Here is a 15,439-nt window from a genome sequence, read left to right as displayed (position 1 = left end):
AATTAAATTGTAACATTCTAATAATCAAGTTTTTGAAAGTTTGGCACGCAAGTTGGTTTATTCTAAACAAATAGCGTAAGCCGATAAGTTTCTAAACGAGTTAGAGACAAAGGCAAATCTAAAAACCTATAAATTATGAAAAAGCAAGTACTTTTTTTAGCAATGATGTTACTAGGATTTACATCAGCTACAGCGACAACAGCAGGAGATGCTGTTTCTAATGGGGAAGATTTCAACAATGCACGCTATCGTTTTGCAGAACCAATTGTGTTCATTGAGCGTGGTGTAGAATTTTTAATCTTTCCAGACGGAAGTTTCGACTTCAATACTGAAATTGATCAAACGGTTTCTGAAACCTATTACAGAAATTCAAGAACACGCCGAAGCTCAGTTAACACCACTTATGGTGCTCCTGGAACAGTTAGTAGAGTTCATTATTCTGCACCTAGACCTCGAGGTGTGATCATCACGCATGATAGCGATGGTAAAGTTAGAAGAATTGGTAATGTTTTTATCAATTATGATAGACAAGGCCGAATCAAACGTGCTGGCTCTGTTTACATGAGTTACCAGCGAGGAAACGGTTTACTTCGTCAAGTTGGCGGACTCAAAGTAAACTACAACCGTTGGGGAGAAATTGTCCACATTAGCGGCATTGTAAATCATAGTAATGCTGAATTAAACTGTGGTGTTGGCTCCGGATATGGAGGAACCCAATATCAGGATTATGATGGCGATTTTGATGACGATTATTATTACTACCGAAAAAACGGAAAAATCAAAAAACACAAAAAACAAAGTATAGGTAAAATCAAATAAACTTAATTTTTTTAGTTGGTTGTTCACTATGAAGTGAACAAATATAAAATCCCGAAGCGCTCCCCCAAGCCTCCGGGATTTTTAATGACTATTTTGTATGAGTGTTCTCAGGTTTTTATTAGGAATCATGTCTATGGTAAGATTGACTCGTTCTGTGTCTCCATGATTCACAACACTATGCGTATCGGTAAGTTTCAAATACCAACACTCGCCTAATTGCATATTTACAGGCTTAGAATTTAAATAAAATGTAGTATGATCATTATCAATAATAGGAATGGTTAATCTAATTACAGATTTTTCAACTTCTAAACCTAGAGTCGGATCTTGATGAGCTTTGACTTCAGAATGTGGTGCCAATCGCAATAATCGCACTAAAGTCACTGTTGTGATTTCTTTAAAAGAATCAATGATACTTTTTAAATACGGAGAAGATTCTAATTCTTTAGAATCTAACCAATCTGTCCAAGAACCATCAGCATAATCTGTTACTGGAGGCGGAAAAGGCAATGTCGTATCAATTAAATGGGCTGGAGCTCGTAATTGTATGACATTGTAATATTCAAAATTTTTAGGCTGTAATGCGCAATATTCCTTGTACATCCTTTCTGCATCAAAACTAATTGGAAGTTTCACACGATCCTTTGTGGTTTTGGTTTTTTGTAATACATCCATATTGTAAGCAACTAAATTTATGTATCAGCAAAATAGCTATCGCTTTCCATATAGAGATAGGTAGATTTACCTGATTTATTTATTACTGAATATCAATCAGTTAACATGGACTCTTTTTTTTTGGCACGCTAATTGTTTTATAGTTAGCGTAATCAAAAAACTTACAATTATGAACAGATTATTTTCAATTTTCACAGCGTTGCTCCTCATTGGAACAACAGCTCAAGCGACAACCACCAACACAGTAGAAACAAACACATCAAACAACTATGTTAGAGGTTATGGTAATTCTTTCATATTTGTAGAAGGTGGCATTGAGTTTTCAGTGTTTCCAGATGGTCAATTTGATTTTTTTATGCAAAATTATGGTCCAGATGTTAATGTAGCAATTAATACACCTGGCGTATCTATAAGTTTTAATTCAGGATACGATTACAATCCATATGTGCAGTATGATGATTTTGGAGCCATCATTCAAATCGAAAACACTCCTATATATTATGATTACTATGGTCGTGTGACCCAAATTGGTAATATTAATATTAATTATAATTCTTTCGGGCGCATTACACGTTTAGGTGGATTATATGTTTACTATAACAGTCATAGAAGATTCTCTCACTATACAGGTTATATCAATATTTATAATAGAGCTTATGTATATAGACCATGGCACACATACTATGTAGTTCCTCCTGTAAATTATTGTGTTGTTTATACAAGACCTTACAGACAATTCTACACACCTGTTAGGCATACTTATTACAGACCTTACAGAAACAATGTTAGACAAGCTGTTAGAGTGAACAGTCGACGAGGAACCGTAGCAACTACTGGTCGTAGAGGAAGCTCGATTAATGAGCGTTACAGACAAGATGCAACGTCAGCGCGTTCTACTGGTAGAAATGTATCGACTACAACAAGAGACTCACGAACTAGAGCAACAAGTACCAGAACAAATACATCAAATAGCAGAGTTACAGGTCGTTCAAATTCTAACGCTTCTACATCTCGAAATACCAGAGCTACAAACCGCTCAACGCAGAATGTACAGGTTAGACCAAGAGCAAATAGCACAAGAAATGTGACCAAAACACCTAGAACTGTGTCTAATAATAAAACGACGACACGATCTGTTAGAAAAAATACAAGTATAAAAAAACCAAAAGCATCTAATACTCGTATATCTAATAGCAAACAAAGTAGTCGATCTTCTAGAAACGCAACACAATCTAGAAGCCGAACACAATCTCAAGCTAAAAAAGCCAGCTCGAGAAGTACTACTAAAAGTAGAAGCACAAAAACAACAAAAAGTACAAGATCTAGATCTTAAAACTATAATAATTTTGGTTGGTTAGTAGAATGTCCCGTAAGCCGTATGCCTCAAAGCACCTTATGGGACTTTCTCATTTTATAGCCCTGTGAAAACTAACTTTTTATCTTCAAATACTTTTTAATCATTTCTGAAATATCTTCGGAAATATGAAGCTTGTAAATCATAACTCCGTAAACAATAGCAATGGCCATTGATTTCAGTATAATATTCACATAAGGATTAAAAGGAAACTCCCAAAAATAAAAGCCAATTACCAGAACGATTAACAGGACTGAAACCTTAAAAGTTTCCGAAGTAAAGGGTTGCATTTTAAATTTCAGTTTTACAAAATAAACCTTAATCGTATTATAAACCACAATAGCAATAAACGTGGCCATAGCAGAACCATTTATGCCGTACATTGGAATCAATATCATATTAAGAATAATAGCCAAAACTGCTAAAACGACACCAAATACCAGTACCATTCTATAATAATCGCTATTAAATAAAATCGCATTATTATTTCCTAAAAGATTATCGTAGAGTTTTGCGATACTTATTAAAAACACAACTATCAGTCCGCCACTAAATTCCTGTGGAATAATGTCATACAGCGCATTGATGTTTGAAACAATTAATAAGAAAATAAATCCGCTAATTACAAATAGCGTTAATGAACTTCGCTGGTATAAATCTTTGAGTTCTGCTTTGTTATTATCATTTAAAAATTTGGCGGTTAAAGGCAATAAAATTTGATGCATTGCGCGTTGCGGAACCGCAATTACGGTGGCAATAAATACGGCGACACTGTAATATGCTACTTTTTCAATATCTAAATAATTATTGAGCATAAACTTATCTAAATCCAAAATGATAGTTGCCACAGAGCCTGCAAGAATTATCAATGCTGAATATTTCAAAATAGAACCCAGCTTATCTATTTTATTAAATCTAAACACAGGCAGTCGTTTTCCAAAAGCATACAACATCATAATAAATGCTCTTAGCACATAAACACCAACAATAGATTTTAAAAACTGATCAATAGTAATCACTTCAAAAAACACCAGAAACAGTAATATCATGGCGCCAACACGATGAAATACCTCTTTCATAAAGTTGCCAAAAACAGTCTGCATTTGCACTTTGACCCAAGCATAAAAGACTTCAAAATAAGCCATAGAAAATGCTGTAAAAAAGATATACCACAAATAACCTCTAACAATCGTATTTTTTTGTGACAAGATATCAGCAATAAAATCGTGGGCAATATAACCAACAATAGCCACCGGAAATGCCAGCAAAAGCGGCAAAAACAACATAAGTGTTAAAAAACTATTAAGCGAATTCTTGGTTTTAAACGTCGAATAAAATTTCACAATAGTATTATGAACACCAAAAGCCATTAAGGGCATCATGATATTGGCAGCCGATAATATATAAGCTACCAGCCCGTAGTATTCATCAGTAATAAAATTAGTGTATAAAAACAGCGCATTAATGGCTCCAATACCGAAACCTAAATACGTGGTGATGGTGTTTCTTAAGGATTGATGAATAACAATTCCCATTAGATAATTTCAGACAAACGTTTGGTTAGTGATCTTCTACTATACTGCTCTAATCCGATAGCATTTACTGATAACGAATTAGTTTTGTACGCTTCAAAATACGACAAAATTTGCGATTTGATACGCGTCTTATCGTTATAGTAAAAATAGTGACCTGCATTGGTTGTTTTTAAAATCGATTCGACATCAGAATCTTCGGGACCAACAGCAAGTATTGGTGTTCCGGAAGCCATATATTCAAATAGTTTTCCCGGAATAATAACTTTGGTGTCTTCAGAATCAATTTCAACCATCAAAAGCACTCGTGATGCCATTTGTGCTTGTATCGCTTCATCGTGAGACACATAACCTATATTATTAGTGTAAATCTCTAAACCATACGAATTCATTGTTTGTAAAACATCTTCACTAACGACACCTATAAGTTGTAACTGAAAAGCATTTCTAAACGCCTCATTGTCACGAATCAGTTCTTGTAATGCTTCCCATAATTGCTTCGGATTTCTCTCAGACAACAACGAACCAATATGCGCTAAAGTGAATTTAGCATCTTTTTCAGGCCGTTGTATATAATGACTGTCATAACCATTGGTGACAACGGTAATGGGCTGTTCAGTTTTAGACCGAAACTCACGTTTTGTATGTGCACTTGTAACAATAATTTCATCGGCAGTGCGTAAAACTTTCGCTTCTAAATCTTTATGCTTTGCTGCCGAAGCTGTTGTTAATTTTAATGCTTTGTGATAACCTATAGTTGTCCAGGGATCTCTAAAATCGGCAAGCCACTTCACACCCATCTGTGCCTTGAGTTGCAAACCTATTAAATGCAAACTATGTGGTGGTCCAGTCGTAATGATGGTCTCTATTTGATGTGTTTTGATATAATTAGAAAGAAAGCTAACTGAAGGTTTTACCCAGTTTTTTCGCGCATCGGGAATAAAGAAATTTCCACGTATATACAGCATTAGTTTTTGGATAAAAGATTGCTTTTTTTGCTTCGGAATGATGCCAGAACTAATTTGCTTCGAGCTTTTTTTAGACACTAAATTGGCAAAGCGATAGGGTTCGTTAATTGGTTGTTTTATCACCTTGACATCTGCTGGAATCGTTTGTAGTAAACTGTCATCAATAATTGGGTAACTCGGATTTTCAGGGCAATAAACAATAGGTTCAATACCAAATTCGGGTAAATATTTTACAAACTTTAACCATCGTTGAACCCCTGGACCTCCAGCTGGTGGCCAATAGTATGTGATGATAAGCACCTTTGATTTACCCATGATTGTCTGTCTTAGAAAACTAAGATTCTCTTAGTATTTTATAACCTCTGAATTTTTATCTGCACAAGAAAGACCTTTACTTTTCTTCGGACTTAAAGCCAAACCATAAACCGCCAATCAATAATAATCCGAAGAGTATTGAACTTCCCAGTGCAATAGTACTTCCAGTTTTCACTACTTCTGGATCAAATGTAAATTCAATCTCGTGTTCTCCAGCAGGAATTTGGAGTCCGCGAAGCACATAATCGACACGATGAATTGGTGCATCTTTTCCATCGATAGTCGCTGTCCAGCCGTTACCGTAATACATTTCAGAAAATACAGCAAAACCATCATTTGAGTTAACCGATTTATATTTTAAACGATTTGGTTTGTATTCGGTTAGTGTAATTCGTGCCGTAGAATCTACCACAAAACCTTGCGTTTTCAGTTCTGAAACCGTAGTTACTGCTTTAATAGCTGTTTGCAAACTATCTAAGGCTTTAATTTCATCATTAGCCGACGCTTTTTTCTCTAATTCACTAACAAACCAAGCATTACCATTGGCGTCTTCATTAACATAAGGAAATACTTGACCTTGTTCTTCGGCAATAATATACTTGGTGTTAAGCATATTAAGAACGTTCATATTATTTCTAGAAATATGAAAATCGTATAACTCATCAAAACGCTTCAATTTTGCAGCATGATATCCGCTTAGCGAATTATGAAAATAAGCCGCTCTTGCTGGTGCTCTACTTCCTTCTGTAGAAATATCAAACACTCTAAAATGCGTTTCATCTTGCATAATTTCTTTATCTGCAGGATTTGCCTGATAAGGTTTTTCAACTCTAATACCTGCGATAAAATTATCGGTATTTACATAACGACGATCAACACCTACTAAATCAAATAGGATTAAAACAGCGAATATCCCAATAACTAAGGTTTCAGAAAGCTTCTTTTTCAAAAACATAAAAATAGTTCCTGCAGCTAATACAACCAGAATGAGTGTTCGTAGCGTGTCTTGGGTGAAAAAGGCTTGTCGGTCATCACGTAAAGCATCAATATACCCTTGGCCATATTCGCCATAAGCTTGTCTGTAATACCCATCATTAGCGCCTACAAATTCAAATATCGAAGCTCCAAAAAGTAGAAACAGTAAAGCCAAGCCACCTGCAATTGCTGTTGAAATCTTAAGGGCTTTCAGTTTACGTTCATCATGATCAAAATCGTTGAATAGTTTGGATAAACCAAAAATCGCGAGGATAGGGATGCATAATTCTAAAATAACTTGTATCGAACTTACGGCTCTGAATTTATTGTATAAGGGAACGTAATCGATAAAGAAATCGGTTAGAAATCCGAGATGCTTTCCGTACGATAATAACAACGACAAAATTGTTCCGCCTACGAGCCACCATTTGAGTCGGCCTCTCACCAAAAAGAGCGCGAAAATAAATAAGAAAATCACGACGGCTCCAACATAGGCAGGAGCTTCAACGATGGTTTGTTCTCCCCAATATGTTGGTGTATTTTGGGCTTCTTGCAACGCTTGAGTTGGTGTCGCGCCAATTTTTCTAAAAAACTCATAAATATTAGAGTCTTTCCCAACATCTTCACCACTACCGCCACCCATAAATCTTGGGATGTAAAGGTTAAAGGTTTCTGTAAATCCGTAACTGTATTCAGTAATGTATTCTTTGCTTAATCCTGAGGTAATTTCTTTCGGTGAACCGTCAGGGTTTATGGTTAATTCACTTGGGCCACGTGTACTTTCGCTAACATATTCTTGAGTTGCTAAAATATTCGTAGCGTTAAGACCAATGGCTAGTACTAAAGCGACGACCATAATCCCTACAGACTTAAAAAAATGAGGCAACATTTTCTTTTTATAAGCATCTATGAGATAAGCAACACCTAGTACCACCACTAATAGCATCAAATAATAAGTCATTTGAAAGTGGTTAGCGCCAATCTCTAAAGCCAAGGCTATAGCTGTGAGTAAAAAGCCAAGTATGTACTTTTTTCTAAAGGTGAGTACAATACCACTTAACACCAAAGGCATATAAGCAATAGCATGTGCTTTACTGTTGTGGCCAACACCTAGAATTATAATGAGATAAGTAGAAAAACCAAATGCTAATGCACCAAGAGCAGCGAGTTTATAGTCTATTTTTAAGACTAATAGCAATACATAAAACCCTAGAAAATAGATAAATAGATAATCTGCAGGTCGTGGTAAAAACCGCAGCGCAGTATCGAGTTTTTTTACATAATTATGCGGATAACGAGCACCTAACTGATAGGTAGGCATCCCACCAAAAGCACTATTGGTCCAATACGTTTCTTCACCCGTTTCTGCTTTGAAATCTTTTTGTTGTTTTGACATGCCAATATAGTGCATGATATCACTTTGAAAGATTTGCTTTCCTTGTAAAACAGGACTAAAATAAGCTAACGAAATTACCACAAAGCCAACTAAAACGAGAAGATGTGGTAAGAATTTTTTAAATGAAAACGGCATAAATTATAAGACTTTCAATAGACTCGAAAATTAGTCAATTTCTTCGTAATCTATGTACTCTCCTACTTTTTTATTTGAAGCCGAATTATTTTCAGGCATTTTATCGATGACCGTTTCACCTTCTTTTTGTTGTGTTTGTCTTTGATTTTGTTGCTGTTGAAATTGACCTTCAAACTTTTGTTGCACCTTTTTAGACATATACCTTACAAGATAAGGCGCAAAAAAGCGTGACAGAATTTTGATTCCGTAGTATACCAAAAGAATAATAAGAATGGTTCTAAAGAAACCATATACAGATGCTTCCTGTAACATTGCGTGAATTTTTTTCAAAAATACAATTATATGTATTTAAAAAACGGCTTTCGTTACTTAAAAAAATCTTAATACTAATATCTCGATAAATAAATCGTATAAAATATCTATATTTGGCTTAAATCGTTAACCTATGACTCCGATCAAAACACTATTGTTTTTCACCTTATTATTACTATCCCAAATCACTTTTGCTCAATACACCGAAGTGATCAACTCCAACAGACCAGGTGTTTCTAAAAGTGCTTTTTCTGTAGGTACCAACGTTGCACAGATAGAAGTTGGTCCTTATATTATAAAAGAAGAACACACGCCTCTCATGTATGAAGTCTCTGGCTTTGGTGCCGATTTTACGGTTCGTTACGGACTATTATTTGAGCAATTAGAAATTAACTTAGAAGGTGTTTACCAAAATGACACTTTTACAGACTATCGTTCTGCTATTGCTTTAGAAGACAAACGTTCTAACTTTAAAAACTTCACATTAGGTGCTAAATATTTGGTGTATGATCCTTATAAAAATTCTGAAGAAGACGACAAACCCAATTTATATAGTTATCATGCCAATCGTTCGTTTAAATGGAAATCATTAATTCCTGCCGTTGCAGTGTATGCTGGTGCTAATTTTGATTCTAAAAACAATCCGTTTACGCCACCTGGCATCGAAGGTTTTAGCCCTAAAATTATGGTCGCAACGCAAAACAACTTTTCTGGCGGCTGGGTCTTGGTGCTAAACTTAATCAAGGACCGAATTGGGACCGATTATTCAGATTTTCAATACATCATTACCTTAACCCACTCGTTCAATCCGCAATGGGTCGTTTTTGGAGAAACCCAAGGGATTCAAAGTGATTTCTATGCTGATAACCTCTTTCGGTTTGGAGGCGGATATTTATGGAGTAAAGATTTTCAGTTAGATGCTGCAGTCACATTTAATGCAAAAGATACACCTTCGGTTTTTGGAGTTAACTTCGGAATGTCTTACCGTTTCGATTTCCATGTCGATAAAGAAACAGATAACGGAAACTCTCGAGATGATGCCGACAAACGAAAGCCTAAAAAAGACAAAAAGAAGCGAACTGATGATTTTGATGATGACGGAAGTCTTTAAGCCGTATACTGTATGATTGTTGTTAAAGAAATACATTCTAAGAAAGATTTAAAAGCGTTTGTTAAGTTTCCTTTTAAACTTTATAAAGATTCAAAATACTGGGTTCCTCCTATTATTAAACAAGAACTAGAAACTTTTAATAAGGATAAAAATCCTATTTTTAAAGATGCCGAAGCTCGTTTTTTCTTAGCTTATAAAAATAATAATATTGTAGGTCGTATCGCTGCTATTATTAATTGGCTAGAAGTGAACGATCAGAATCAAAAGAAAATGCGTTTTGGATGGTTTGACTTCATTGATGACCAAGAGGTTTCAAAAGCGCTGTTAGCAGAAGTTGAACGTATAGGAAAAGAGCACAATCTGGAATACACTGAAGGCCCTGTAGGCTTTTCAAATTTAGATAAGGTTGGTGTTATGACTGAAGGTTTTGATAGCATCGCACCAATGATTACCTGGTACAATCATCCCTATTACATCAAGCACTATGAATCTTCGGGCTATGCTGTTGAAAAACATTACTCAGAAAGCAAGTTTCCTTTTGAAAACGTAAAACCCGAATTCTTTAAAAAGGCACAAGAACTGATTAAGCGTCGTTATAATTTAACAGCACTTAAATTCACTAAAACCTCTGAAGTAATGCCTTATGCTGATAAGATGTTTGATTTGTTTAACGAAAGTTATGCTTCACTCTCATCATTTGTAGCCATTACAGATATTCAGAAAGAATATTTTAAGAAAAAATTTATCAGTTTTGTCAATCCCGAATATATCAAATTTGTAGTTGATAAAGATGATGAATTAGTTGGGTTTGCCATTGTGATGCCCGCATTTGCTAAAGCCCTTCAAAAAGCTAATGGTAAACTATTTCCCTTCGGAATAAGCCATATCTTAAAAGCCAGAAAACACAGTAAAGATGTTATTTTCTATTTAATTGGTATTCACCCTAAGTACCAGAACAAAGGAGTTCATGCCGTAATTTTTAATGAATATTACGAAACATTTACTGAAAAAGGCATCCAAACCTGTTTTAGAACACCAGAATTAGAAGATAATGAAGCCATTCATAAAATATGGAAGCATTTTGATCCAGAAGTTTATAAGCGTCGTAAGACCTTTAGAAAATCTTTGATATAAAAAAATCCGGTTCAAATGATGAATCGGATTTTTTTTATTGAATTATGTATGTTATACTTACTCTCCCATGGCAGCCATAACTGCGGCAGATAAGCGTTTATAAGTTCCGTTGACTAAGCGTTCTCTAATGGCGTCAAAGGCATCAAGTGTATCAGATACATCTTGTAGCGTATGCGTCGCCGTTGGAATCATTCTTAAAAGAATTAAACCTTTTGGTATGACTGGATACACAACGATAGAACAGAAAATTCCGTAGTTTTCTCGCAAATCACGAACAAGCGCCATCGCTTCAGGAATACTTCCTTTTAAATACACTGGAGTAACACAGCTTTGCGTTGTTCCAATATCGAAACCACGTTCTTTTAATCCAGATTGTAAAGCGTTAACAATCGTCCAGAGATTTTCTTTTAATTCTGGCATTGTTCTCAGCATATCTAAACGCTTCAAAGCCCCTACAACAAGTTGCATTTGTAACGATTTAGCAAACATTTGAGAACGTAAGTTATATTTTAAGTAATCGATAATCTCTTGATCTGCAGCAATAAATGCGCCTGTACTCGCCAATGATTTAGCAAACGTTGCAAAATACACATCAATTTCATCTTGTACACCTTGCTCCTCACCAGCGCCTGCGCCTGTTTTTCCTAAGGTTCCAAAACCGTGAGCATCATCAACAAATAATCTGAAGTTAAATTTCTTTTTAAGCGCAACAATTTCTTTTAAACGTCCTTGTTCACCACGCATTCCGAAGACACCTTCAGAAATCACAAGAATTCCTCCACCTGTCTGTTCGGCCATTTTAGTAGCACGCTCTAAGTTTTTTTCTAAACTTTCAACATCGTTATGCTTATAGGTAAAGCGTTTCCCCATATGAAGACGAACACCGTCAATAATACAAGCGTGTGCATCAACATCATACACGATGATATCATCTTTAGATACCAAAGCATCTACAGTAGACACCATACCTTGATATCCAAAATTTAATAAGTAAGCAGCTTCTTTGCTTACAAATTCGGCAAGTTCTTTTTGTAATTGTTCGTGAAGTTCGGTATGACCTGACATCATACGTGCTCCCATTGGGTACGCAGAACCGTATTGTGCAGCAGCTTCTGCATCTACTTTACGTACTTCAGGGTGATTAGCTAATCCAAGGTAATCATTAATACTCCAAGTAATCACTTCTTTCCCTTGAAATTTCATTCTATTAGAAATCTCTCCTTCCAGCTTAGGAAACACAAAATATCCTTCAGCTTGAGAAGCCCATTTTCCTAATGGTCCTTTGTCTTTATAGATCTTCTCAAATAAATCCTTCATTAAAGCGAGTTTTTAGTCTTATTAGTTAGTTGTATATATCTATAAAAAATCAAGACATACACGACACAAAATTAGTTAATATTATTATGATGGCATAATATTTTTATAAACCAATGTTCATATCCCTTTTAAACATAAAAAACCTACCACGAAAACACGTGATAGGAATCTTATAAACTAATGTTATATGGTTACTTTATATATTGAATTTTTTCAGCAATGGCAGTCTTACTATCAAAGAACCCTTGATCTTCCATCCATTTATCGCTGTATACTTTACTCATGTATCGCGACCCATGATCTGGAAAAATAACAACAACCTTATCGCCTCTTTTAAATTCTCCGCTTTCATTAAGTTGTTTTAAGGCTTGCATCGCTGCTCCACTTGTATAACCAACAAACAAACCTTCGGTTCTAGAAATCTCACGAGCTGTATGCGCACTTTCTTCGTCGGTTACTTTTACAAATTTGTCTATCAAATCAAAATCTGTAGCTGTTGGAATCAAGTTTTTTCCTAAGCCTTCAATTCGGTAAGGATAAATCTCTTTCTCATCAAATTCACGTGTTTCGTGATATTTTTTTAATACCGATCCAAAAGCATCAACACCAATGACTTTAACTTCAGGGTTTTGCTCTTTTAAGTATTTAGAAATTCCAGAAATGGTGCCTCCTGTACCACTACAAGCAATTAAGTGTGTAATTTGACCTTCTGTTTGTTCCCAGATTTCAGGACCTGTACTGTGATAATGAGCATCTAAATTAAGCTCATTAAAATACTGGTTAATATAAATAGAACCTTTAATCTCGTCATGTAAACGCTTAGCGACTTGGTAATATGATCGTGGATCATCTGCGCTCACGTTTGCCGGACACACATATACTTGTGCTCCCATCGACTTAAGCATGTCTATTTTATCTGCAGATGATTTTGAACTTACAGCCAAAATACACTCATAGCCTTTGATAATACTCACCATAGCAATACTAAATCCTGTATTACCAGAAGTCGTTTCTATAATTGTATCTCCGGGAGTTAAGATGCCTCTTCTTTCGGCTTCTTCAATAATATGAAGTGCAATTCTGTCTTTTGACGAATGACCTGGATTAAATGCTTCAACTTTAGCAAAAAAGTCTCCATCAAAATCTTGAGTCATTTTGTTTAATTTGATAAGTGGCGTTTTACCTATTAATTGTAAAACATTATCAAATACTTGTATGTCTTTTTTCATAAATGCTATTTATCAGTTTCCTACTTTTAAAATCTGAAACGTAAAACCTTGCAAAATTAAGGCTTTTTTTTTAATTAGCTAATAATTCCTTCTAAGTCTAGTAAAAATGCAAATTCCTGCGCATCTTCTTTTAGCGCTTCAAATCGCCCGGAAGCTCCGCCATGACCGGCTTCCATGTTAGTCACCAAGTACAACTTGTTAGTATCTTGTTTAAAAGTTCTTAACTTAGATGCCCATTTTGCGGGTTCCCAATACTGAACTTGTGAATCATGTAAACCTGCAGTTATCAGTAAGTTTGGATATGATTGCTTCTTGATATTATCGTAGGGCGAATAGCTTTTAATATAGTCGTAGAAGGTTTTATCGTTAGGATTTCCCCATTCATCATATTCTCCTGTTGTTAACGGAATAGAGTCATCTAACATTGTTGTAACCACATCAACAAAAGGAACTGCTGCAATAACACCATGGTACAATTGAGGTGCTTCATTAATAATCACGCCCATAAGCAAGCCTCCTGCACTTCCGCCCATCGCATATAAATGTTTAGGACTGGTATATTTATGAGCAATAAGATGTTTAGAACAGTCTATAAAATCTGTAAATGTATTTTTCTTTTTCAGAAGCTTTCCGTCTTCATACCAGTGCCTGCCTAGATATTCGCCACCTCTTACATGTGCGATGACATATATAAATCCGCGATCCAAAAGACTCAATCGTATGGTTGAAAAATAAGGGTCAATAGTAGAACCATAACTTCCATAGGCATACTGAAGTAAGGGCGTATTTTCATCAAGCTTAGTGTCTTTTCGTCTCACTAAGGACATGGGGATTTTCGTGCCATCTTGAGCTGTTGCCCATATACGTTCGGATGTGTAATTATTTTTATCAAAATTAGGATCGAGTACTTCCTGTTCTTTTTTGATAACTTTTGTCTTGGTTTTCATATTGAAATCAATAACAGAAGCCGGATGCGTTAGCGAGTTATAACTGTAGCGTAAAATTTCGGTATCAAAATCAACATTAGTTCCTGTATTTACGGTGTAGGTTTCGTTATCGAATGGTAAATAATAATCGGCTGAACCATCCCATCGTTTGATTCTAATTTGGTTTAATCCGTTAGAACGTTCACTAATGACCAGATAATCTTTAAAAATATCTATGTCTTCAAGCAGCACATCATCCCGATGACCGATAACCTCAACCCAATGTTCAATTTCGGTATTGTTTTCGGGTGTTTTCATCAACTTGAAATTGATAGCATCGTTATAATTAGTGAGCATATAAAATGCCTCTTCAAAATGAGAAATACTATATTCTAATCCGCGAATACGTCGTTGAAATAATTTAAAATTAGCGTCAGGTGTATCTGCATCTAGAACATGAAATTCGTTGGTTAATGTGCTGTAACAAGCAATTATAATATACTTTCGAGATTTAGATTTATATACTGCCACGCCAAATGTATCATCGTCTTCTGTATAAATCAGCGTGTCTTGTTCTTCGGAATCACCAATCTTATGCTTGTAAATTTCGTTAGACCGCAACGTTTGTTCGTCCTTTTTGGTATAGAATAATGTAGAATTATCATTCGCCCAAGTAGAAGATCCCGTGGTGTTTTTGATGGCATCAGAAAACACTTGACCTGTAATTAAACTTTTAATTTGCAGTGTGTATTGGCGTCTCCCAACAGTATCAATTCCAAAAGCAATCATCGAATTATCTGGACTGACGCTTAAACCCACTAATCTAAAATAGCTATGCGTTTCAGCCATTTGATTGCAGTCAAAAAGCAATTCCTCTTTAGCTTCTAAACTTTCCTTTTTACGTGTATAAATGGGGTAATCTTTTCCTTTTTCATAGCGTACAATGTACCAATAGCCATTGTATTTGTAAGGCACAGATGCATCATCTTCCTTAATTCTCGCTTTCATTTCTTCAAAAAGAGAAGTTTCAAACTCTTTGGTATGCGCAGTTTCTCTCTGATAGAAGTCGTTTTCGGCATTGAGATAATCCAGAACATTTTGGTCTTCTCGTTGATTTAACCAAAAATAATTATCAATCCTTTTATCGTTGTGAATTTCTAATTCCTTAGGGATTTGTCTTGCGACAGGAGCTTCAATAGTCGTCTTCATTTTTCTTTTTAAAAGTCTGGCAATTTAGTAAT

The 15,439-nt window shown here is 35.4% G+C and carries 12 protein-coding genes; 4 read left to right on the top strand and 8 right to left on the bottom strand.

The annotated features are described in order from the left end of the window. Positions 1 to 135 precede the first annotated feature (135 nt). Positions 136 to 819, top strand: coding sequence for a hypothetical protein (locus N4270_RS10145; protein ID WP_260096984.1), 684 nt, complete (start codon positions 136 to 138; stop codon positions 817 to 819). 81 nt (positions 820 to 900) lie between these two features. Here N4270_RS10145 and N4270_RS10140 read toward each other — a convergent pair whose 3' ends face one another. Beyond that, positions 901 to 1,494: an aspartyl/asparaginyl beta-hydroxylase domain-containing protein gene (locus N4270_RS10140; protein ID WP_260096983.1), complete on the bottom strand. Its 594-nt coding sequence runs from the start codon at positions 1,492 to 1,494 to the stop codon at positions 901 to 903. 169 nt (positions 1,495 to 1,663) lie between these two features. On the opposite strand from N4270_RS10140, the gene N4270_RS10135 reads away from it, so the two are divergent. Next, entirely contained in the window at positions 1,664 to 2,827 is a 1,164-nt protein-coding gene (locus N4270_RS10135) for a hypothetical protein (protein ID WP_260096982.1), read from the top strand. Positions 2,828 to 2,922: 95 nt separating this feature from the next. Here the strand turns inward: N4270_RS10135 and N4270_RS10130 are convergent, their stop codons facing one another. The 4 genes from N4270_RS10130 to N4270_RS10115 form a co-directional block, all read right to left on the bottom strand. Then, entirely contained in the window at positions 2,923 to 4,383 is a 1,461-nt protein-coding gene (locus tag N4270_RS10130) for a polysaccharide biosynthesis C-terminal domain-containing protein (RefSeq protein WP_260096981.1), read from the bottom strand. Further along, positions 4,383 to 5,663 carry a glycosyltransferase family 4 protein gene (locus N4270_RS10125; RefSeq protein ID WP_260096980.1) on the bottom strand — a complete coding sequence of 427 codons (1,281 nt, stop codon included), beginning with the start codon at positions 5,661 to 5,663 and terminating at the stop codon, positions 4,383 to 4,385. Before N4270_RS10125 ends, N4270_RS10130 begins: the two co-directional genes overlap by 1 nt. A 76-nt stretch (positions 5,664 to 5,739) precedes the next feature. Then, entirely contained in the window at positions 5,740 to 8,169 is a 2,430-nt protein-coding gene (locus N4270_RS10120) for a YfhO family protein (RefSeq protein WP_260096979.1), read from the bottom strand. A 30-nt stretch (positions 8,170 to 8,199) separates the two neighbouring features. Further along, positions 8,200 to 8,481, bottom strand: a complete 282-nt coding sequence (locus N4270_RS10115) for a DUF4834 family protein (RefSeq protein WP_260097109.1) — start codon at positions 8,479 to 8,481, stop codon at positions 8,200 to 8,202. 133 nt (positions 8,482 to 8,614) lie between these two features. Here N4270_RS10115 and N4270_RS10110 point away from each other — a divergent pair, with 133 nt between their 5' ends. Beyond that, positions 8,615 to 9,592, top strand: a complete 978-nt coding sequence (locus N4270_RS10110; protein WP_260096978.1) for a transporter — start codon at positions 8,615 to 8,617, stop codon at positions 9,590 to 9,592. Positions 9,593 to 9,604: 12 nt separating this feature from the next. Further along, complete coding sequence (locus N4270_RS10105; protein WP_260096977.1) at positions 9,605 to 10,726, top strand: GTP cyclohydrolase; 1,122 nt, start codon at positions 9,605 to 9,607, stop codon at positions 10,724 to 10,726. 57 nt (positions 10,727 to 10,783) lie between these two features. Here N4270_RS10105 and N4270_RS10100 read toward each other — a convergent pair whose 3' ends face one another. From N4270_RS10100 to N4270_RS10090, 3 genes are all read right to left on the bottom strand, one after another. Beyond that, positions 10,784 to 12,043, bottom strand: a complete 1,260-nt coding sequence (locus N4270_RS10100) for an aminotransferase class I/II-fold pyridoxal phosphate-dependent enzyme (protein ID WP_260096976.1) — start codon at positions 12,041 to 12,043, stop codon at positions 10,784 to 10,786. A 191-nt stretch (positions 12,044 to 12,234) separates the two neighbouring features. Further along, positions 12,235 to 13,272 (bottom strand): PLP-dependent cysteine synthase family protein, encoded by a 1,038-nt coding sequence (locus N4270_RS10095; protein ID WP_260096975.1) that lies wholly within the window; start codon positions 13,270 to 13,272, stop codon positions 12,235 to 12,237. Between the two features lie 74 nt (positions 13,273 to 13,346). Beyond that, positions 13,347 to 15,407 carry a S9 family peptidase gene (locus tag N4270_RS10090; protein WP_260096974.1) on the bottom strand — a complete coding sequence of 687 codons (2,061 nt, stop codon included), beginning with the start codon at positions 15,405 to 15,407 and terminating at the stop codon, positions 13,347 to 13,349. Positions 15,408 to 15,439: the final 32 nt, after the last annotated feature.

The organism is Psychroserpens sp. SPM9 (genome assembly GCF_025153525.1).
GTDB lineage: Bacteria > Bacteroidota > Bacteroidia > Flavobacteriales > Flavobacteriaceae > Psychroserpens.
The sequence above is the reverse complement of the archived record's forward strand: the minus strand, read 5'-3'. Positions and strand labels throughout refer to the sequence as shown.

Coding starts and splice junctions, on each gene's coding strand:
- N4270_RS10145 (WP_260096984.1), top strand. CDS start 136: ATGAAAAAGCAAGTACTTTTTTTAGCAATGATGTTACTAGGATTTACA.
- N4270_RS10140 (WP_260096983.1), bottom strand. CDS start 1,494: ATGGATGTATTACAAAAAACCAAAACCACAAAGGATCGTGTGAAACTT.
- N4270_RS10135 (WP_260096982.1), top strand. CDS start 1,664: ATGAACAGATTATTTTCAATTTTCACAGCGTTGCTCCTCATTGGAACA.
- N4270_RS10130 (WP_260096981.1), bottom strand. CDS start 4,383: ATGGGAATTGTTATTCATCAATCCTTAAGAAACACCATCACCACGTAT.
- N4270_RS10125 (WP_260096980.1), bottom strand. CDS start 5,663: ATGGGTAAATCAAAGGTGCTTATCATCACATACTATTGGCCACCAGCT.
- N4270_RS10120 (WP_260096979.1), bottom strand. CDS start 8,169: ATGCCGTTTTCATTTAAAAAATTCTTACCACATCTTCTCGTTTTAGTT.
- N4270_RS10115 (WP_260097109.1), bottom strand. CDS start 8,481: ATGTTACAGGAAGCATCTGTATATGGTTTCTTTAGAACCATTCTTATT.
- N4270_RS10110 (WP_260096978.1), top strand. CDS start 8,615: ATGACTCCGATCAAAACACTATTGTTTTTCACCTTATTATTACTATCC.
- N4270_RS10105 (WP_260096977.1), top strand. CDS start 9,605: ATGATTGTTGTTAAAGAAATACATTCTAAGAAAGATTTAAAAGCGTTT.
- N4270_RS10100 (WP_260096976.1), bottom strand. CDS start 12,043: ATGAAGGATTTATTTGAGAAGATCTATAAAGACAAAGGACCATTAGGA.
- N4270_RS10095 (WP_260096975.1), bottom strand. CDS start 13,272: ATGAAAAAAGACATACAAGTATTTGATAATGTTTTACAATTAATAGGT.
- N4270_RS10090 (WP_260096974.1), bottom strand. CDS start 15,407: ATGAAGACGACTATTGAAGCTCCTGTCGCAAGACAAATCCCTAAGGAA.